This is a genomic window from Micromonospora trifolii (assembly GCF_022229005.1).
In the GTDB taxonomy this organism is placed as follows: domain Bacteria; phylum Actinomycetota; class Actinomycetes; order Mycobacteriales; family Micromonosporaceae; genus Micromonospora; species Micromonospora trifolii.
This window is the reverse complement of the sequence record NZ_JAKKFD010000003.1, coordinates 73,863-93,498: the sequence shown is the minus strand read 5'-3', so window position 1 is coordinate 93,498 and position 19,636 is coordinate 73,863. Positions and strand designations below refer to the sequence as shown.

Here is a 19,636-nt window from a genome sequence, read left to right as displayed (position 1 = left end):
GGCGGATGACGGGGGACGCGCCGGTGACTGTCGACAGACGCGCCGGCCGGTTGCGGGGGTGGCTGCTCGACGCCGGCTCGGACCAGGCCGTGCAGCACCCGGGGCCGCACGGGCGCCCGCCGGAGCACCGGCACCACCCGTGGTGGAAGGTGATGTGCCTGACCGGGGTCGACTACTTCTCCACGTTGGGTTACCAGCCGGGCATCGCGGCGCTGGCCGCCGGGGCGCTCTCACCGGTGGCGACACTGGTGCTGGTGCTGGTGACCCTGCTGGGAGCGTTGCCGGTCTACCGACGGGTGGCGGTGGAGAGCCCGCACGGTGAGGGCTCCATCGCGATGCTGGTACGCCTGCTCAGCTACTGGCCGGGCAAGTTGCTGGTGCTGGTGCTGCTCGGTTTCGCGGCCACCGACTTCATCATCACCATCACCCTCTCGGCCGCCGACGCGACGGCGCACATCGACGAGAACCCGTTCTGGCCGAGTGGGCTCAAGGGTCACGAGGTGCTCGTCACGCTGCTGCTGGTGTCGCTGCTGGGCACGGTGTTCCTCAAGGGATTCACCGAGGCCATCGGGATCGCCGTCGTCCTGGTCGCGGTCTATCTGACGCTGAACGCGGTGGTGGTGGCCGACGCGCTGTGGCGGGTGGCGACGCATCCGAGCGCTGTCGGCGACTGGACCACCATGTTGACCACCGGGCACGGTGATCCGTGGCTGGTGGTCGGGCTGTCGCTGCTGGTCTTTCCGAAGCTGGCGTTGGGTCTGTCCGGTTTCGAGACCGGGGTGGCGGTCATGCCGAGCGTACGAGGTGACCCGCAGGACTCGGAGGCACGACCGCTGGGCCGGATCCGTGGCGCCCGCCGGCTGCTCACCACCGCAGCGGTGATCATGAGCGTCTTCCTGATCACCAGCAGCGTGACGACCACCGTGCTCATTCCGCCGGAGGCGTTCGAGCCGGGCGGGCCGGCGAACGGGCGCGCGTTGGCCTACCTGGCGCACGCCCACCTCGGCGAGGTGTTCGGCACCATCTACGACCTGTCCACCATCGGCATCCTCTGGTTCGCCGGGGCATCGGCGATGGCTGGTCTGCTCAACCTGGTGCCGCGCTACCTGCCCCGCTACGGCATGGCGCCGACCTGGGCGCGAGCCGTCCGGCCGCTGGTGCTGGTCTTCACGGCCGTGGCGTTCCTGATCACGATCGTCTTCGAGGCCAGCGTGGACGCGCAGGGCGGCGCGTACGCCACCGGGGTCCTGGTGTTGATCACCTCGGCCGCGACGGCGGTGACGCTCGCGGCGCTCCGGCAGCGTCAGCGCGGCCGCACCATCGCGTTCGGCGTCATCGCGGTGATCTTCGTCTACACCACTGTGGCGAACGTGGTGGAGCGCCCGGACGGCGTCAAGATCGCGGCTTGTTTCATCGGCGGGATCATCCTGGTGTCGGTGCTGTCCCGGGTGATGCGGGCCTACGAGCTGCGCGTCGACCACGTCGAGCTGGACCGGACGGCCGCCCGGATGATCGACGAGCGCGCCGGACGGCGGATCCGCCTCGTCGCGCACGAACCCGACCGGCGCGACGAGGCGGAGTACCGCGCCAAGCTGGCGCAGACCATGGCGGACAACGACTTTCCCGACGACAGCGACGTGATCTTCGTCGAGGTCACTGTCACCGACCCGTCCGACTTCGAGACGGAGCTGCTGGTCCGCGGCGGGGTGGTCGACGGCCGCTTCCCGGTGCTCAGCCTGGCCAGCTCGTCGGTGCCCACCGCGCTCGCCGCCCTGCTGCTGGAGATCCGCGACCGCAGCCGTCGGCGCCCCCACATCTACTTCGAGTGGTCCGAGGGCGGCCCGACTCGCAACTTCCTGCGCTACCTGGCGTTCGGGCAGGGCGCGATCGCCTCGGTGACCCGGGAGATCCTGCGCCGCCAGGAGCCCGACCCGCACCGTCGACCGCACGTGCACGCCGGCTGACCTGCGAGCCGGCAGTTCGTCGCGCACGGTGAGCGTGGTCATAACGACTGGACGATCCCCAGGTTCCTGCTGCTAGCCTCGGCGCAGGTCATGAGTGCCAGCGCGAAGCCCCGGCTCGCTGGCCGGCAACCCTCCTCCGCGGTGGGGTGCCCCGGGTGAAGACCAGGCACCGGCACGACGTCGGTGCAAGCGTGGCCTGGCACCCAGGTCAGCACAGACCCGGGAGAACCATGAGCATCCTGCGCACCGCCCCACCGACCGACGTCGCGGACTCCCGCGCCGGTCGACCCTCGCCCGCACTGACCCGGCGACGGCACGTGGACATGATGCGAATGTGCAGCGCCGCCTGTCGTCGCGGCACCGCGCTCTAGCACCCCCTTCCCGAGCTCCCTTCCCACCGGTACGCCCATCGGGCGCGCCGTCGGTGGCGCACGTCCGTGCGCCCCGAGACACCACCCTTTCGGAGACACCAGTGCGATTCCTTCCTGCCCTGACCCGTGCCGCCGCCCTGGGCGCGGCCACGATCCTGGCCGCCACCGCCCTCACCGCCTGCGGCGACGACAGCTCGTCCGACGCCACCGCCAACCCGTACGGCCTGGCCCAGGCGGGCGTGCTGCGCGCCGGCACGCTGACCGACGCTCCGCCGAACGTGTACCTCAAGGACGGCAGGTTCACCGGCTTCGACAACGACCTGTTGACCGCGGTGGCCGGCAAGCTCGGCCTCACCGTCGAGTTCGTCGGCACCGACTTCTCCGCGCTGCTCAGCCAGGTCAACAACCGCAAGTTCGACGTGGGCAGTTCCTCGATCACCATCACCGAGGCCCGCAAGAAGACAGTCGACTTCGGCAACGGCTACGACTTCGGCTACTTCGGCCTGGACGTCCCGGCCGGCTCGCCGATCACCGGCTTCGACCAGCTCGCCGGCAAGCGGGTCGTGGTGGTGCAGGGCACCGTCCAGGACGACTACGCCACCGGCAAGCAGCTCAACCCCGTGCGGGTGCCGGACTACAACGGCGCGATCAACCAGCTCAAGGCGGGCACCGCCGACGCCTGGATCGCCCCGGCGGAGATCGGCGAGAAGTCGGCCGCGGACAGCAACGGCAAGATCACCGTGGCCGCCAAGCAGCTCAGCCCGGCACCGACCGCGTACGCCGTGGCCAAGGGCGGCGACAAGCTGCGCGAGGCGCTGAACAAGGGCCTCGACGAGGTCATCGCCGATGGCACCTGGAGCCGGTTGCAGGCGCAGTACTACCCGGGCCGGCCGATCCCGGCGGACTTCACGCCGGGCAGCGGCACTGTGAAGGCCCCGTCCGCGTCGGCCACACCGTCGGCGTCCGCGTCGGCCGCGTCCTGAGCCGGTGACGAGCGAGCAGGGCGGTAGGAGGAGCGACAGATGGATCCGTTGAGCACCCTGTGGGAGACCTTCTTCGACTGGGACGCGATGCGCGAGGCGCTGCCCGAGATGCTGACCGTCGGGTTGCCCAACACGCTGATCCTGGCGGTCTCCGCCGCCCTGCTCGGCTCGGTGCTGGGCCTGCTGCTGGCCGTCGCCGGGATTTCCCGCAGTCGCTGGTTGCGCTGGCCGGCGCGGGTCTACACCGACGTGTTCCGGGGGCTGCCGGCGGCGGCGACGATCCTGCTGATCGGCGTCGGGCTGGCCCCGCTGGGCATGCAGGTCTGGGGGCCGGACCCCTACCCGTTGGGCATCCTGGCGCTGTCGCTGATCGCCGCCGCGTACATCGGGGAGATCTTCCGCTCGGGCATCCAGTCGGTGGAGGCCGCCCAGTTGGAGGGCGCCCGGGCGCTCGGCTTCTCCTGGGCCGACGCGATGCGGCTGGTGATCATCCCGCAGGGCATCCGGCGGGTGCTGCCGGCCTGGGTGAACCAGCTCATCGCGCTGATCAAGGACTCCAGCCTGGTCTACTTCCTCGGCCTGGTGGCCAGTCAGCGGGAGCTGTTCCGAATCGGGCAGGACTACGCGGCGACCACCGGCAACGAGTCGGCGCTGCTGCTGGCGGGGCTGTGCTACCTGGCGTTGACAGTCCCGCTGACGCACGTCGTCAACTGGATCGACCGGCGGCTGCGCAACGGCCGGCCGGCCACCGCGTCGACCGAAGAGGACGACGACGAAACCTTTTCGTACGCCGCCACGGAAGGAGATCGGCGATGACCACCGCCACGACGACCTCGGTCAGCCTCGACGTACGCGACGTCCACCTCGCCTTCGGACCGAACCGGGTGCTGCGCGGCGTCGACCTCTCGGTGCCGCGGGGCGCGACGGCCTGCGTCATCGGCCCGTCCGGGTCGGGCAAGTCCACGCTGCTGCGCACCATCAACCGGCTGATCGAACCGGACCGGGGCGACGTGCTGCTGGACGGGCGCAGCGTGCTGGGCGACGACCCCGACGCGCTGCGGCAGCGGGTGGGCATGGTGTTCCAGCAGTTCAACCTCTTCCCGCACATGAGCGTGCTGCGCAACGTCACGCTGGCGCTGCGCCGGCTGCGCAAGCTCGGTGCGGACGAGGCGGAGACCGTCGCCCGGGCCCAGTTGGAGCTGGTGGGGCTGGCCGGCAAGGCGGACTCCCGGCCGGCGCAGCTCTCCGGTGGTCAACAGCAGCGGGTGGCGATCGCCCGCGCGCTGGCGCTGCGGCCCGAGGTGATGCTCTTCGACGAGGCCACCTCGGCGCTCGACCCGGAGTTGGTCAAGGGCGTCCTCGGGGTGATGGCCGACCTGTCCGCCGCCGGCATGACCATGGTGGTGGTGACCCACGAGATGGGCTTCGCCCGGCAGGTCGCCGACACCGTCGCCTTCATGGACCGGGGCGTGGTGCTGGAAGCCGGCCCACCCGAGGCGATCTTCGAGCGGGCCGGGCATCCGCGGCTTCGCCGGTTCCTCGACCAGGTGCTCTGAGCCCTCCGTCATTCGTTGGGTCCGCGCCCCAGCAGCCGGATCTCCTCGTTGTCCAACGCGGCCTGAAGTTCCTGGAGCACCAGGTCGTCGATCTCCCGGTTGTCGCGCAGTCGGGTGACCTCCCGCCTCTTGTGGGCGAGGACGCCGAGGCGCAGTCGGCGTTCCAACCGACGCTCCTCGGCGGTGTTCCCGCCGCTCTCGTCGAGGTCCTCCAGATGCCGCCGGTACTCGGCCTCCAGCCGACGCACCGAGTCATTCCGGGCTCCGACCTCCGCGGCGACCTGCGGAAGGGCGGCCAGACCCACCTCGGTGGCCCGCCGCCGGGCGTTGCGGGCCTCGTCGACGCGTTCCGGGTCGCCGCTCAGCCCGGCCCAGCGCACCACCAACGGCAGGGTGGTGCCCTGAAGCAGCATGATCAGCACGATCACCAGTGCGGTGACGAAGATGATCAGATCGCGTTCGACAACAGGTCGACCGTCGACCATCACCGTCGGGACGGCCAGGGCGGCGGCCAGCGAGACCGCGCCCCGGAAACCGGACCAGCCCGCGACGGTCCCCACCCGCCAGGCGGACGGCCCCTGGCTCGGGTCCATTATCCGGCGGCGCCGCAGCCGCGCCGACTGCGCGGTCAGGTAGACGAAGAGCAGCCGGGTGCCGATCACGACCACTGTGACCACCAGCACGATCACCAGAGCCCGCCCGGGCGAGGTGCTGGTGATGCCCCGCACCGCGCGGGGAATCTGCGTGCCGAGCAGCACGAACAAGCCGCCGTTGATCAGGAAGGTGGACAGGTCCCAGAACGCGTACGCCAGCACCCGGGACCGGGCGCGGATCACCCGTGGGCCGGCGTAGGCCAGCACCAGGCCGGCGACCACCACCGCCAGCACACCGCTGGCGTGCACCGAGTCGGCGAGCAGGAAGGCGCCGAACGGCGTCAGCACGCTGAGCGCCCCCTCGCGCAACGGATCGTCGAGCCGCTTGCGGATCAGCACCACGGCGGCCCCCACCAGCAGACCGGCGACCACGCCGCCGACGCTGGCGCCGACGAACTCCTCGCCGATGCCCAGCACGCCCGGCTTGTCGCTGTGGCTGAGCAGCCCCACGGCCACCGCGAAGACCACCAGCGCGGTGCCGTCGTTGATCAGGCTCTCCGCGTGCAGGGTGGTGAGCAGCTTCCGGGGCAGCCGCTTGGCCAGGCCGGTGACCGCGGCGGCGTCGGTCGGCGCGAGGACCGCGCCGAGCACCCAGGCGGCGGCGGGGTTCACCCCGAACGCCTGCGCGGTGAACGACACAGTGACCATGGTGAGCACCACCAGCACCACGGCGAGCAGCCCGATCACCGGCAGGTTGGCCCGGATCTCCCGCAGGCTGATGGTGAGGCTCTCCCGGTACAGGATCGCCGGCAGGAAGATCAGCAGAACCAGGTCGGGTTCCAGGGTGACCTCGGACAGCGGCGGCGTGAGCCCGAGCAGCACGCCCAACGCGATGAGCAGGACCGGTGGGGCGACCCGGTACCGGCCGCCGAGGGTGGTGCCGACGAGGACGGTGAGGCCCAGCGCCACGATCAGGATGAGCGCCTCCACGCGTACTCCCTCCGACCGTGGCCGACGGTGGACGCGCCGGTGGTTCCATCTGACAGCACCCACCGGTGGGTTCCGGCGGAAACCGGCAAGTCGCCAGGTAGCCCGAGCTCGGGGGACAGTGTCGTGTGGCACCAGAAGGTGCACCGGAAGAACGCGCGAGCTGGGGAGACGCTACTTCTCCGCCTGGGTCGTGTTCCGTGTGGCCGGCCCTGGCATCGGGCAGCTTCGCCCGGCGGCGCTCAGGTTGGGTCGTCGGCGCGGACACGCGCGGTGAGCGCGCGAGCGGTCCGACGGTGCTCGGCGGCTTCCTTGTCGCGGCCCAGGGCAGCGGCCAGATCCGCGAGGTGCCCGGCTATCGGGCCGACGGTGACCACTCCGCTGCCGGCGGCCAGTTCGGTGACGGCCGGGCGGAGCGCGGCGGCGACGGTTTCCATGGTCGACCGGTCGTCGATGGCAAGCGCCGCCCGAGCGGTGAGGCACAGCCGCACCTCCCGCAGCAGGTCGTGCGGCCCGTCCGGCAGGGCTCGCAGTGCCGCTCGGGTGGCACTGCGGTCGCCTGCGGCGGCGAGCAGCAGTGGTCGGACCCAGGGCTCGTGCGGGCCCCAGTCCAGCCGCGCCCAGTCCTCGTCGTCCGGCCCGGGATTCGCTCGCAGCCCGGGGACCAGCCGGGCGTCACCTGCCGGCGGGGCGTCGCTCACCGCGTCGGCCAGGCGCAGGCCGAGCAGAGCGAGCGGCAGTAACCCCTGGGTCAGCCCCGGCATGCCGTCAGTGGACATTCGGTCGGCTGCCGCCCGGTACGCGTCCGCCGCCGCGACCGAATGACCGTTCAGCGCCAGGCGCAGCGCGGCGTACCACCGGGTGAAGACACCGACCAACGGCAGCTCGTACCGCTCGGCGAGGCGGTCGGCGGCGCGCGCGTGGGCGTCGGCGGCGGGCCGGTCGGCCAGCGCACAGTTGGCCTGGACCAGCACGAGATGGCCGAGCACCTCGAAGGTCACCAGGTGGTGCCGGGCGGCCAGCTCGACCAGTTCGAGGCCGATCCGGGCCCGCGCGTCGGCCAGACCGACGCTGTGGAAGGCGTGCATGAAGCGGGCGTTGAGCGCGAAGGCCAACAGCCCGGGATCGCCGATGTCGCGGGCGATGGCCTCGGCCTCGGCGGCGGCGCGGCGGCCACGATCGGTGGTGGTGCCGCGCAGTTCCAGCGCGAGGGTGCTCAGCAGCCGGCTGCGCTGCGCCGAGCCGATCGGGCCGAGCGCGGTCAGGGCGTGTTCGGCGGCGCGGACGATGTGCCCGGAGAGCAGGTCGTCGTCGTTGCGCGTCCAACTGGCGGGCACGTCGAAGCCAGCTAGGGCCTCTTGGATCAGCAGGGGGTCGCCGGTGGACTCGGCGGCGGTGATCGCCTCGGCTCGCCGTCGCCGTGCCTCGGCCAGCCGGCCCGTGACGGCCAGCGCCCGCCCCAGGCCGAGCAGCGCGGTCACCCGACCGCGCGGCTCGACCCCACCGGCCCGGTCGTACGCGTCGATCGCCTGGCCCCACAGGCGGGCCGCCTCGTGGGGGTTGCCGCCCCGTTCGGCCCGCTCGGCCGCCACCCGGGCGTAGGTCGACGCCTCGGCGGCGTGGACCGGCCCGCCGGCGCGAAGCAGGTGGTACGCGAGGGCCGCCGGCTCGACGGTTTCCCGTTGTCGCAGCACATCGGCGACGGCCGCGTGCCAGGCGGCACGGCGCGGCGCGGACAGGTCGGCGTAGAGCGTGTCGCGGACCAGGATGTGGGTGAAGCGCAGCCGCCCGTCGGACTCCCGCTCGGTGAGGAACCCGGCTGCCAGGGCGCGGTCGACGGCGTCCAGCGCTGCCGTCGGGTCACCGGCCAGCACGCCCAGCACGTCCGGGTCGAGGTCCCGGCCGAGCACTGCCGCCTGCCGCAGCACGGCACGGGTCGGGGCGGGTAGTTGCGCCAGCCGGTGCCGGATCACGTCGCGTACCCCGGGCGGCACCGCGGCCAACCCCGCCTGGCCCGTGCTCGCGTAGAGCTGGGCCAGCTCGCGGACGAAGAACGGGTTACCGCCGCTGCGACGGTGGATCGAGCGGGCGGTGGCCGGGTCCAGTTCCGCCCCGACGATGGCGCCGGCCAGCTCGCCGGTCGCCGACGCGGGCAGGCCGGCAAGATACCCCCGGACCGGCTCCAGCCCGGCGGCGCGGGCGAGGGTGGCGGTCAGCTCCGGGCTGATCTCGGTGGCCCGGTAGGTGCCGAGGATCAGCACCGGCCCGCTGGCCGGCTGCGGGCCGGTGAGCAGTGCGGTCAGCAGGTCCAGGGTGTCACCGTCGGCGCGGTGCAGGTCGTCGAGGACCAGCAGGAGCGGCTCCTGGTCGGCGACCGCCGAGATCAGCGAGGCCACCTCGCGGTGTCGACGGAACCGCACGGTGGCAGGGTCAGCCGAGTCGGCGGCGACGGCGGGGGCGGCGACGGGCCCGGCGAGCACGTCGGTGATCTGGGTCCACGGCCACGCCGCCGGAGCGCCGTCGTACTCCGGGCTGTGTCCCCATGCCGTGGTCCAGCCCTCGGCGGCGAGTCGCCGGGTGAGGGCCTCGGCCAGCGCCGTCTTGCCGGCGCCCGGGTCGCCGCTGAGCAGGGCGAGTGCGGGCTGGCGGCGTCGGGACGCGGCCTCGGCGGCGTGCCACAGCCGCTCCAGCTCCGCGTCGCGACCGACGAACGGGCGCTGCTCCGCCTGGGCGGGTCGAACGGGTTCCCCGAGGCCGGGGGTGGCGACCCGGTCCAGGGATGGGGCGAGGTGCGGCGCCTGGGCCAGGATGTCGGCTTCCAGCCGTCGCAGCTCGGGCCCCGGGTCCACGCCCAGCTCGGTCACCAGGACGTGGCGGGCTTCCCGCAGCGCGGCCAGCGCGTCGCCCTGCCGGCCGGCGCGGTACCGGGCCGTCGCGAGCAGCCGCCACGCGTCCTCGCGCAGCGGATGGCTGGCCAGGTGTGCCGGTAGGTCCGCGGCGGCCTCGTCCGGTCGGCCCAGCGCCAGGAGCGCCTCCGCCCGCCGCTCGATGGCGAGCATCCGCAGCTCGTCCAGCCGGTTGATCTCCGCGATCGCCCAGGACTCGTTGGCGCAGTCGGCGTACGCGGGCCCGCGCCAGAGCCCGAGCGCCGCGTCCAGCGCGGCCAGGGCCGGCGCGGGGCGTCCGGCCGTCAGCAGCCGGGCCGCCTCGCCGACGGCTGCCTCGAACCGTCCGGCGTCGACAGCGTCCGGGGCGGCCTTCAGGGCGTACCCGGGCGGCTCGGTGACCAGGATCCGGGGTGGCTGGCGGGGTGGTCGGTCAGGCTCCAGGGCCCGGCGCAGGTCGGCGACGAAGGTTCGGATCGCGCCCACCGCGCCGTCCGGTGCGACCTCCCACAGGTCGTCGACGAGACGATCCACCGGCACCACCCGACCGTGGGCGATCAACAGCCGGCCCAGCACCAGGCGCTGCCGGTGTCCCCGAAGGGGGACCGGGCCGCGCTCGGTCGCGGCGGTCACCGGCCCGAGCACGCCGAAGGTCACCGCGACGGGTGCCGTCAGCTGCCTGGTCATGGCACCAATCTAGGCCCGTGGCCCGGCCGGTACTGATCCGACGCTGACCGGCTGCTGATCACCGCCGAGCAGGCTCGACGCGGTACGGCGGCGACGGGGCCACCGCCCCCGCCGGCACTGCTCACCAGGAAGGTTCCCCGTGGACCCGAAGATCAACGGATTCGACTACCGACGCGTCACAGTCGCCGACGGGGTGACGCTCAACGCCGCCGTGGGCGGTTCCGGGCCGGCGATCGTGCTGTTGCACGGCTTTCCGCAGACCCATCTCATGTGGCGGCACGTCGCCGCCGATCTGGCCGCAGACCACACGGTCATCTGCCCCGACCTGCGCGGCTACGGCGCCAGCGACAAGCCCCTCGACACCGACGGCGCCGGGTACGCCAAGCGCACAATGGCCGCCGACATCGTGGCACTGGCCGGCGCGCTCGGACACGATCGGTTCGCGTTGGCCGGGCACGACAGGGGCGCCCTTGTCGCGTTCCGCGCCGGCCTCGACCATCCGGCGGCGATCAGTCACCTGGCAGTGCTCGACGTGCTACCCACACTGGACATGTGGGACGTGCTGCACGGTGCCAGCGCCGCTGTGGCGTTTCACCTCTATCTGATGGCGCAGCCGCCCGGCCTGCCCGAAGAGCTGATCACCGCCAGCCCGGACGCCTTCTTCGGTCACTTCCTGGACGTCTGGACCCGTGATCCGGGCGCCCTGCCGGCGGAGGTGCGGGCCGCGTACCTGCGTGCGTCCCGCGACGCCGTGCCCTCGATCGTCGCCGACTATCGGGCGTCCGCCGGGATCGACGTGACCCACGACGCCGCCGACCGGACGGCCGGCAACCAGCTGCGGATGCCGGTGACGGTGCTCCAGCAGGACTGGGGCGCGGCGCTGGGCTACGACGCGGCGGCGGTGTGGCGGGCCTGGGCACCCGACCTGGACCACCAGACGGTCACCTGCGGACACTTCATGGCGGAGGAGGCCCCGGCCGAGGTGCTCCGGGCGCTGCGCGCCCTGCTCGCCCGTTGATCGATCGGCGACCCGGCCGCCACTGTCACCCTGGGCAAGATATCCGACACTCCTTGTCACCGGGTGGCCGAGCGGCCGGGTCGCCGCGCTTCGCCCGTCCCACAGCCCAAAGTCAGCCATTAATGGGCCCTGACCTGCGGGAATGCGACGTTACACCAGGTGGACGCCAACCGGCCATCGGTGATACACAGGCAGATAACGGCAGCCAACGAGGTCGAGTCGCCTCCATCTTCTCGCCCAACGACCGTCCACGGGCAACGAACCACCGGGCTCCGCCGCACGGGCCGCAACTCAACAGTCGCGGCCCACCGAACGGCACTGGTCCACCTGGCGCTGCCGGACGCCGGTCCTCGACCAAGGAGTTGCCGTGGGAAACCTACGAATCCGATCCCGCCACCAGCCGTACGAGATCGCCGTCCTGGCCGCGGCACCGCTCTGCGGCATTCTGATGATGATCCTGAATGTCCGGCCGACGTCCGTCCAGACGTCGATGCCGGAGCCCATCCAGATCGCCTGGGAGTTGGGCCTGATCGCGGTGGGCGTGGGCGGACTACTGGGCATCCTGTGGCCCGGCCGGCTCTCCACCGGGCTCGGCCTCGAACTCGCGGCGGTGCTGGTGCTCGGCACGCTCACCGGCATGTACACGGTGGCCCTGTTGGTCATGTCGGGCCGGAATTCCATAGTCGCCACGTCGTTCGTGATGGCGGTGACTGTCGGGTCGCTCTGGCGGGCCGGGCAGATCGCCATCGACCTTCGTCGCCTGGCCCGCGCGTGCGAATTTGTGACCTACGAACAGTTGCAGGCAGGTGTCACGTGATTACCGCACCCGCACCGGCCGCACCGCACTGGGTGCAGGTGGCGCTCAGCGTGCTCGGCATCCTCGGCGGAGGCACCGGCCTGGCCGCGATCGCCACCGTCGTGGTGCAGCGCGGCAAGTTCAAGGCCGACGCTGCCGACACGCTCACCGAGGCCGCCCTCACGCTCGTGCAGCCGTTGCAGACGCGGATCACCCAGTTGGAGGGCGAGGCGTTCAGCGCCCGGTCCGAGCTGGGCATGCTCCGCGAGCAGGTCAACCAGTTGCAGTTCGTGGTCCGGGTGCTCACCCGGACGGTGGACCGCTGGCGCGCCGCGATCCGTGCCCCTGACGCCACCCTGCGAAAGGTCCGAGCGACGGTGGCCGAGTCCGACCGGGTACCCGGGATGGACCGCTGACCGTGGCGGTGTCCCCCGTACCGCCCGGCCCACGACCGGCAGGCTCAGCCAGCACCACGAAGGCGTTCGGCGAGTTCGCGCACCGCCGCCCGGAACTCCGGGTCGGTCTCGCCCGGATGGTGCCCCCGTAGCGGCGGCGCAGACCGCTCCCCCGGCGCCGCCAGCAGCTCCGGTGGGTCCCGCAACCGCCGGTCGACCTGGCCCGCCGGATCGACCGGGTCCGTGGGTGGATCGCCGGGGCGGTGTGCGGCGAAGATCCAACCGCCGACCGGGTCGGTGTCCCGCCAGAGGTTGAGCCACCGCCACTCGACCCGCTCCCCCACCTCACGCAGCACCTCCTCGTTGAGGTAGGCCGGAAAGAGCCGGGCGTACAGGCGGTCCAACGGCGACCCGTAGGTGAGCAGCGCGACCCGTTGACGCACGCGCGGGGGCAGCCGCAGCACCGCGAGGGCGAGCAGCGCGGACCCGTGGCTGTGCCCACAGAGCAACACCCCGACGTGCCGCTCGGCCAGTTGGCTGATCCGATCGGCCAGTTCCGGCACCGCACGGTCGGCGTAGCTCGGCGGGGCGAACGGGTGCGCGGCCCGGGGCCAGAAGGTGCCCAGGTCCCACAGGATGCCGACGTGCCGGCGAAACCACGCGGTCCGATAGGCGAACACGCCACCGATCAACAGCGTGAGCAGCAGCGCGGCGAGGAGATAGCTGCCCCCGCTGAGCCCCATCTGGACGGCGCCGGCCGGTAGCCCGAGCAGGTGCCGGGACAACTCCTCCGGGTCGCGCCCGGTACGCCCCACCAGACTCGTGGTCAGTCCGACCACCGCGAGCGCCGCGTACGTGGCGGCCAGCAGACCCAACCACTCGGTGAACCGCGCCCGGGCGACTGTCCTCGTCGCCAACCGCAGCCGGCCGACCGCCTCCGGTGGCACGACCGGGAAGTCACGGGTGGTGATCGCCGCTGCCGCGCGCCGCCGGCCCCGCCGCGACACGACTGTCAACGCGCCACACAGCAGCACCGCCGCGACAACGTGCAGGAAGAAGGCCAGCAGCGTCCAGCGATACGGCAACGGTGGCCCACCGTCACCGCGGTAGCCACCGAGCAGGTCCCCCGCCTGGTAGACGAGGCCGGCGGAGAGCGCGCCGGTCAGGCCGACCGCGAGGGCGGCGAGGACCGCCGCGCCCAGGCCACCCGGCAGCGCGGACCGACCGCCCACCCGACCGCGCCGCCACAGCACCACCGCGCTGAGCAGCACCAGCAACATCATCTGGCCGAACAGCGCCAAGCCTGCGAGCCCGCCGTAGCCGGGAAGCCCGGTCGCCGACGACCAGTCGCGCCCGTCGCTGGCCACGGTGACGAGGGTCGCCACGCTCAGGACGGCCGCCACCCCGACCGCCGTGCGGGCGGTCCAGGTGGCAGTTCGCGCGGTCGCCGCCCTGTCGATCAACCCCGGGGCGGCGAGCAGACCGACGCAGAGCAGCACCACCGCCGTGCTGAGCGCCAGCAGCAGCGTCGTGGAGAACGTCGCGCCGCTGGCGCGACGGGCGGTGAGCAGCACGACATCGAGTACGGCGAGCGCGGCGGCCACGTGGATCGCGCGCAGCCGGTGCACCAGCGGCTCCACTGCCCACAGTGGGTTGTCGGCCGGGCCGGACCGACGGGTGCCGAGGAGACGCAGGACCGCTATGGCGGCTATCGGCAGGAGCGCCAGCACTGCCAGCCGCTGCCCGACGTGCCGACCGTCGAGCCCGGCCATGCCGTCGAAGGGCGGGCGGCAGCGGGCCGCACCGAGACACCGCCAGGCGAGCAGGTCGAGGGCGACTCCGGCGATGGACACCACGTACAGCACTGTGAGGTTGAGCGCGAGGAGCCGACACAGCACGCTGACCGCGGCGGCGCGGCGGCGGCCGGTGGGGCGCATCCACACCGCCACGTTGCTGAGCATGAACGGCAGCAGGAAGACCATTGCGAGGGTTCGGCCCACAGTGCCCGAGGGCAGGTCACCCCAGCGGTACGCCTCCAACGTCACCCCGTCCGGGCCGACGCCGTCCGACCGGGCGACCCGGTGGAAGCCCCCGCTGCCGTCGCCGGCCACCTGCCGGACCTGCCGCTGGTCGAGGATGACCGTCGGGTCCGCCCCGGACACGCCGTGCACCCGCAACTCCACCACGTCGTGCCGTCGCGGTTGGTCGCCGGCCATCGCCATCCTTCAGGAGATCAGGTCCGAAGCCACGGTCCAGAGCCGCTCGGCGTTGCCCGGGTCGACCGCGTACGCGGCCACGCCGCTGTAGTCGGCGGGCCGCTCGGTGACGACCGGTGCCTCGGTGCAGTCCTCGAAATAGCGACCGCCGACGCCGTCCAGCAACGGGGATGCCGCGAGCAGCACCGAGGTCGCCGCGCCCTGTTGCGGGGTCTTGTGCATCTCCTTCGGCGACTTCAGCCCACCGGTGTGCTTCTGCAACCCGGTGGCGATCGCGCCCGGGTTCAGCGCGTTGGAGTAGATGCCCTCGCCGGCCCAGCGGCGGGTGGCTTCCACGGCGAGCAGAGCCTCGGCGCTCTTGGACTGCCCGTAGGCCAGCAGCGGGTCGTACGGCCGGAACGCGAAGTGCAGGTCATCGAAGATCACCGGGGAGAAGAGGTTGCCGCTGGAGCTGACCGAAACCACCCGGGCGCCGCCGGCCGCGGCGAGGGCGTCGTGCAGGCCGACGGTCAAGGCGAAGTGCCCCATGAAGTTGGTGGCGAACTGCATCTCCCAGCCCTCGGCGGTGCGCTCCAGCTCGGGCAGCGCCATGATCCCCGCGTTGTTGACCAGGATGTGCAGCGGCTGGTCCCAGCCGGCGACGAACTGGCGTACCGAATCCTGGTTGGCCAGATCCAGCGCGCGGACGGTGACCCGCTCCGCGCCGACGCTGGCCGCGATGTCGGCGGCGGCCTGCTCACCCGCCGCGACCCGGCGGACCCCGAGCACGACCTCGGCGCCGGCGGCGGCGAGCGAACGGGCCGTCTCGATGCCGATACCGGCGGCACCGCCGGTGATGATGGCCCTCTTGCCGCTCAGGTCCACCCCGGCAATGACCTCATCGGCGGTCGAGGCGAATCCGAAGGGGGTCGTGATGCGCTCTGTCATTGCTGTCCCGTCTCTCGATCACGCTTACCCCGACACTGTCACCCCGGCGGCGGGCCCTAGCCGGTTCCCTGTTTTTCCTGGTAGTGGCAGGACCAGGCTGAGCGGTCGGTAGGCGGCTCCTACGATGGGCGGGTGAGCACGGCCGGCCCCCTCGGCGAATACCTGCGTGCCCGGCGCGAGCTGATCGGGCCGGGTGACGTCGGCTTGCCCGCGCACGGCCGTCGGCGGGTGCCCGGCCTGCGGCGCGAGGAGGCGGCCCTGCTCGCCGGCATCAGCGCCGACTACTACCTGCGGTTGGAGCAGGGGCGTGACCGGCACCCGTCGACGCAGGTGGTCGAGGCTCTGGCCCGCGCGTTGAGGCTGGACGCGGATGCCGCCGCACACCTGCACGGCCTGGCCCGGCCGGTGCCCACCCGCCGGGCGGCGCGACCATCGGAGCGGGTGCCGGTGGGCATCCGGCAGTTGGTCGGCTCGTGGGCCGAGACGCCCGCCTTCGTGCACGGTCGACACCTGGACGTGCTCTTCGCCAACCCCGCCGCGACCGCGCTGGCGCCGATCTTCGCCGCCGGGGTGAACCTGCTGCGCGCGGTCTTCCTGGACCCGAGCGTGCCGGCGCTCTACCCGGCTCTGACGGCGGTCGCGGCCAACGCGGTGGCCGGCCTGCGCGCACAGGTCGGCCCCGAGGTGGACGACCCCCGCCTCGTCGAGCTGGTGCAGGAGCTGACGACCGGCAGCGAACGGTTTCGGCGGCTGTGGGCCCGGCACGACGTCACCGCCCGCGCGGGCGGTGGGGTGCGGGTGTTCCAGCACCCGGAGCTGGGCGAGTTGGCGCTGCGCTACGAGAAGCTCACGATCAGCGGCACCACCCAGTCGCTGGTCGTCTATCACGCCGAGCCGGGCAGCCCCTCGGCGCGCTCGCTGGCCCGGCTGGCTCGACGGGCAGCACGCTAGGGCCGGTTACCGGTTGGCCGCCCGCTCGGCGACCACCACCGAGATCCCGTCGAGGACGCGTTGCAGCCCGAACTCGAACGCGTACTCCGGGCCGTACGCGGCGCCGTGCTGCTGGCCGGCAGCGGTGCCGACCCGGGAGGCGATCGGGTAGGCGCCGGGCTTCAGGAAGGTCTCCAGCCAGGGCGCGTGCGACTGCCACCACTGACCGTCGGTCATGCCGGTCTCGCGCTCCAGGTCGACCACCTCGGAGGCGGCCCGGGCGGCGCTCTTCACGTGACCGAGCACGAGGGTGAGCACCGCGTCGACCTCGACGTCGGTGAGCCCGATGTCGACTATCGCGCCAAGCTCGTAGTCGTACTTGGCCATCAGGTGCGGGCCGAGCACCGGTCGGGTCGTCTCGGCCCGCAGCATCCAGGGATGCCGCTGGTAGAGCGCCAGATTGTCGCGGGCGATCCGCTCCAGCCGGGTCCGCCAGTCGCCCTCGACGGCGGGGCGCGGCATCTCGCCGTACGCGGTGTCGATCATGACGGCGACGAGTTCGGCCTTGCCCGGCACGTAGGTGTAGACCGACATGGTGCCGACCCCCAGCGCCTCACCGACCCGGCGCATCGTCAGCGCGTCGAGCCCCTCGGTGTCGGCGATGTCGATCGCGACCCGGACGATCCGGTCGACGCTGAGCGCCGGACCGGCGCTGCGGCTGGTCGGCTCCCGGGTGCGCCAGAGAAGGGCCAGGCTGCGGGCCGGGTCCGCGGTCGCCTTGCGCTCACTCGCCATGGTGCGGCCATCCTAACAACGCGGCCGTACGCGGTACGCCCGCGCCAGCCTGCTCCCGCGCGCTGTCAGAGCGCCTCGCGGTCGTCGGACAGCGTCGGACCGGCGGCGGCTGGCACCAGGTGTCGGACCTCCGGTTCCCCGTCGGTCAACTCCCGGGCCCGTTGCTCGGCCGCGCGGTCCTCACCGGTCAACCGGCCACCGTGCTGACGCAGGTGCTCGTCCCAGGACGGCACCAGATACACCTCGACGAACCGGTCCACAGTCTCGGCCGGGCGGAACAGCCCCCAGCGCATCGCGCCGGTCCGCTGCCGCGCCCCCCGCACCAGGTCCATCGCCGCCAGGAACCGTCGGGTCCGCTCCGGCCGGACGGTGTACTGCACTGTCACCAGCACCGGCCCCACCCCCGGGTCCGGCTCGTGCGCCAGGTGCAGTTGCGGCCAGTAGGCCGCCGGTTCCCGGTTCACCGACCGCAGGTCCGGCAACGGCCAGATCCGACTCGTCAGGGTGCCGACAAGCATCAGCGCCGCCGCCGCCAGGTACGCGGGGAGCAGCCCGGCCATCTCGGCCACCAGACCCCAGAGCAGCGCGCCGGCGGCCTGCCCACCGGCGAAGCACACCTGGTAGACGGCCAGGCCCCGGGCCCGTACCCAACTGGGCAGGAAGAGCTGCATCTCGGCGTTGACGTTGGCCAGCACCGTCACCCAGGCCATCCCGGCGGGCAGCAGGGCGAGCAGCACCAGCGGCACCGCCCGCACGGTGCCGACCACTGTCAACGCCACTGTGAACAGCGCCCCCGCGATCAGCAGGAGCTGGTTGGCCGACAGCCGGGTGCGGATCACGGCCAGCAGCACGCCACCCGCGATGGCGCCCACGCCGAGGGCGGCCAGCAGCACCCCGTACCCGCCGGAGCCCAGGCCCAGCCGCCGACTCGCCACCAACGGCAGCAACGCCCACAGCGCGCTGGCCGGGACCACGAAGACCAGCGCACGGCGCAACAGCCGGCGTACGGTCGGCGAGTGGCGTACGTAGCGGCTGCCGGCGCGCAACGCGGCGGTGAACCGCTCGGGCACCTCGACCGCGCGGGCGTTACCCGGCCGCCAGCGCCACAGCGCGTACGCGAAGATCCCGAAGGCGACCGCGTTGATGCCGAAGACCGGGGCGACGCCGGTACGGGCGATCAGCACGCCGGCCACCGCGGGCCCGACCGCCCTCGCCACGTTCACGCTTATCGAACCGAGCGCGGACGCCGAGCGCAGTTGCTCCTGCGGCACCAACTCCGGGATCACCGCCGCCCAGGCCGGCAGTGTCAGCGCCTGCCCGACCCCGAACGCGAAGGTGAGGGTGAGCAGCAGCGCCGGCGGCATCCGGCCGGCCAGGGTGAGCAGCGTCAACGCCACCGCCACCGCCACCAGGAACAGCTGCACGGCGATCAGCAGGTGCCGGCGGTCGAAGCTGTCGGCCAGCACCCCGGCGGGCAACGCCAGCAGCAGCACCGGCAGCAGACTGGCGGTCTGCACCAACGCCACAAGGGTGGAGGCGTTGGAGTGGTTGATCAGCAGCCACTGCGCGCCGACGGTCTGCATCCAGGTGCCGACGTTCGCGGCGAGCAGGGCCAGCCACAGGTTGCGGTAGACCGCCGTCCGCAGCGGCGCCCAGGCCGAGGCCGGACGGTCGGCGGGTCCGGCTGCGGCCGTCACCACCGCCCGTCCGCGCGCAGCACGCGCTCACCGGAGACGTAGAGGTCGTCGGGTTCGAGCAAGAGCAGCCGGACGACCTCGGTGGCGACCTGTTCGGGCATGGCGTACACCTCGTCCAGGAACTCGGCGCCCACCCGCTCCTGTAGCCGCGTCGGCATCGGCCCGGGATGCAGCTGCATCACCTTGACCCGGTTGCTGTGCTGGGCCTCGGCCAGCGAGTCGACCAGGCTGTTGCCGTAGCTCTTGGTGGCTCGATACACGGGGATGCCCGGCCGGGGTGCCGCCAGCGCCAGCGCGCCGATGTAGACGACGTTGCCGTGGCCCTGCCGGTGCAGGTGCTGCACCGACTCCCGCAACAGGTACGTGATGCCCAGGACGTTGATCTCCACGGCCCGGCGGATGTGCTCCACCGACAGGTCCCCCAGGTCGCCGCCCGCCCACATGGAGGCGCAGGCCGCCACCCCGTCGATAGTTCCGTAGCGCTCGACCACCTCGGCGAACCCGTCACGGACCTGCTCGTAGGAGGAGATGTCGCAGACGGCGCCGTCGCAACCCAGCTCGTCGGTCGCGGCGGCGACCTCGGCCGGCACGTCGCCGAACACCACGACCTGATGCTCGTCGACGAGCAGTCGGGCCACCGCGAGGCCGAGACCGCTCGTCCCGCCGACCACCACGAAGGTTCTGGCACCCATGTCTCTCCAGCCGCCGCCAGCACAGGTCACGCGAGCCGCGCGACGGCGCGTTCTTCCCGTTTTCGGGCTCCGCACACCCGTTCGCGGGTAGTGCTGGGCATACCCCGAAGAGTGGATCTGGACGGCTGGGGCACCCGGCCGCTC

The 19,636-nt window shown here is 72.6% G+C and carries 16 protein-coding genes and 1 riboswitch; of the genes, 9 read left to right on the top strand and 7 right to left on the bottom strand.

Going from position 1 to position 19,636, the window contains the following annotated elements; all coding sequences use genetic code 11:
* Positions 1 to 5: 5 nt before the first annotated feature.
* From NIE79_RS03130 to NIE79_RS03110, 5 genes are all read left to right on the top strand, one after another.
* On the top strand, positions 6 to 1,964 hold the full coding sequence (locus tag NIE79_RS03130; protein ID WP_238677096.1) for an amino acid transporter: 1,959 nt from the start codon (positions 6 to 8) through the stop codon (positions 1,962 to 1,964).
* An 86-nt stretch (positions 1,965 to 2,050) separates the two neighbouring features.
* Positions 2,051 to 2,162, top strand: a riboswitch (SAM riboswitch).
* Between the two features lie 32 nt (positions 2,163 to 2,194).
* Entirely contained in the window at positions 2,195 to 2,335 is a 141-nt protein-coding gene (locus tag NIE79_RS03125; protein WP_238677095.1) for a hypothetical protein, read from the top strand.
* A gap of 101 nt (positions 2,336 to 2,436) precedes the next feature.
* Positions 2,437 to 3,318 (top strand): ABC transporter substrate-binding protein, encoded by an 882-nt coding sequence (locus NIE79_RS03120; RefSeq protein ID WP_238677094.1) that lies wholly within the window; start codon positions 2,437 to 2,439, stop codon positions 3,316 to 3,318.
* A gap of 39 nt (positions 3,319 to 3,357) precedes the next feature.
* Positions 3,358 to 4,134, top strand: a complete 777-nt coding sequence (locus NIE79_RS03115; protein ID WP_238677093.1) for an amino acid ABC transporter permease — start codon at positions 3,358 to 3,360, stop codon at positions 4,132 to 4,134.
* Positions 4,131 to 4,874 (top strand): amino acid ABC transporter ATP-binding protein, encoded by a 744-nt coding sequence (locus tag NIE79_RS03110; protein WP_238677092.1) that lies wholly within the window; start codon positions 4,131 to 4,133, stop codon positions 4,872 to 4,874. Before NIE79_RS03115 ends, NIE79_RS03110 begins: the two co-directional genes overlap by 4 nt.
* A gap of 8 nt (positions 4,875 to 4,882) precedes the next feature.
* Here NIE79_RS03110 and NIE79_RS03105 read toward each other — a convergent pair whose 3' ends face one another.
* Together NIE79_RS03105 and NIE79_RS03100 are read right to left on the bottom strand one after the other, a co-directional pair.
* The gene (locus NIE79_RS03105; protein WP_238677091.1) at positions 4,883 to 6,457 is read right to left on the bottom strand and encodes a Na+/H+ antiporter; all 1,575 of its coding nucleotides are present in this window, start codon (positions 6,455 to 6,457) and stop codon (positions 4,883 to 4,885) included.
* Positions 6,458 to 6,696: 239 nt separating this feature from the next.
* Positions 6,697 to 10,026 (bottom strand): ATP-binding protein, encoded by a 3,330-nt coding sequence (locus NIE79_RS03100; protein ID WP_238677090.1) that lies wholly within the window; start codon positions 10,024 to 10,026, stop codon positions 6,697 to 6,699.
* A gap of 139 nt (positions 10,027 to 10,165) precedes the next feature.
* Between NIE79_RS03100 and NIE79_RS03095 the strand changes: the two genes are divergently transcribed.
* The 3 genes from NIE79_RS03095 to NIE79_RS03085 all read left to right on the top strand — a co-directional run bounded on the left by NIE79_RS03095 (position 10,166) and on the right by NIE79_RS03085 (position 12,256).
* Positions 10,166 to 11,044: an alpha/beta fold hydrolase gene (locus NIE79_RS03095; RefSeq protein ID WP_238677089.1), complete on the top strand. Its 879-nt coding sequence runs from the start codon at positions 10,166 to 10,168 to the stop codon at positions 11,042 to 11,044.
* A gap of 367 nt (positions 11,045 to 11,411) precedes the next feature.
* Positions 11,412 to 11,861, top strand: a complete 450-nt coding sequence (locus tag NIE79_RS03090; RefSeq protein WP_238677088.1) for a hypothetical protein — start codon at positions 11,412 to 11,414, stop codon at positions 11,859 to 11,861.
* Complete coding sequence (locus tag NIE79_RS03085; RefSeq protein WP_238677087.1) at positions 11,858 to 12,256, top strand: hypothetical protein; 399 nt, start codon at positions 11,858 to 11,860, stop codon at positions 12,254 to 12,256. The genes NIE79_RS03090 and NIE79_RS03085 overlap by 4 nt, the downstream gene beginning before the upstream one ends.
* Positions 12,257 to 12,300: 44 nt before the next feature.
* Here the strand turns inward: NIE79_RS03085 and NIE79_RS03080 are convergent, their stop codons facing one another.
* Together NIE79_RS03080 and NIE79_RS03075 are read right to left on the bottom strand one after the other, a co-directional pair.
* A complete protein-coding gene (locus NIE79_RS03080) occupies positions 12,301 to 14,451 on the bottom strand; it encodes a hypothetical protein (RefSeq protein WP_238677086.1) in 2,151 nt (716 codons plus the stop codon).
* A 9-nt stretch (positions 14,452 to 14,460) separates the two neighbouring features.
* A complete protein-coding gene (locus NIE79_RS03075; RefSeq protein ID WP_238677085.1) occupies positions 14,461 to 15,378 on the bottom strand; it encodes an SDR family NAD(P)-dependent oxidoreductase in 918 nt (305 codons plus the stop codon).
* 132 nt (positions 15,379 to 15,510) lie between these two features.
* Here NIE79_RS03075 and NIE79_RS03070 point away from each other — a divergent pair, with 132 nt between their 5' ends.
* Positions 15,511 to 16,329: a helix-turn-helix transcriptional regulator gene (locus NIE79_RS03070; RefSeq protein ID WP_238677084.1), complete on the top strand. Its 819-nt coding sequence runs from the start codon at positions 15,511 to 15,513 to the stop codon at positions 16,327 to 16,329.
* Between the two features lie 6 nt (positions 16,330 to 16,335).
* On the opposite strand, the gene NIE79_RS03065 is transcribed toward NIE79_RS03070, so the two are convergent.
* The 3 genes from NIE79_RS03065 to NIE79_RS03055 form a co-directional block, all read right to left on the bottom strand.
* Positions 16,336 to 17,103: a TetR/AcrR family transcriptional regulator gene (locus NIE79_RS03065; protein WP_238677083.1), complete on the bottom strand. Its 768-nt coding sequence runs from the start codon at positions 17,101 to 17,103 to the stop codon at positions 16,336 to 16,338.
* A 65-nt stretch (positions 17,104 to 17,168) separates the two neighbouring features.
* Positions 17,169 to 18,803: an MFS transporter gene (locus tag NIE79_RS03060; RefSeq protein ID WP_238677082.1), complete on the bottom strand. Its 1,635-nt coding sequence runs from the start codon at positions 18,801 to 18,803 to the stop codon at positions 17,169 to 17,171.
* Entirely contained in the window at positions 18,797 to 19,492 is a 696-nt protein-coding gene (locus tag NIE79_RS03055) for an SDR family NAD(P)-dependent oxidoreductase (RefSeq protein WP_238677081.1), read from the bottom strand. Before NIE79_RS03055 ends, NIE79_RS03060 begins: the two co-directional genes overlap by 7 nt.
* Between the last annotated feature and the right edge of the window lie 144 nt (positions 19,493 to 19,636).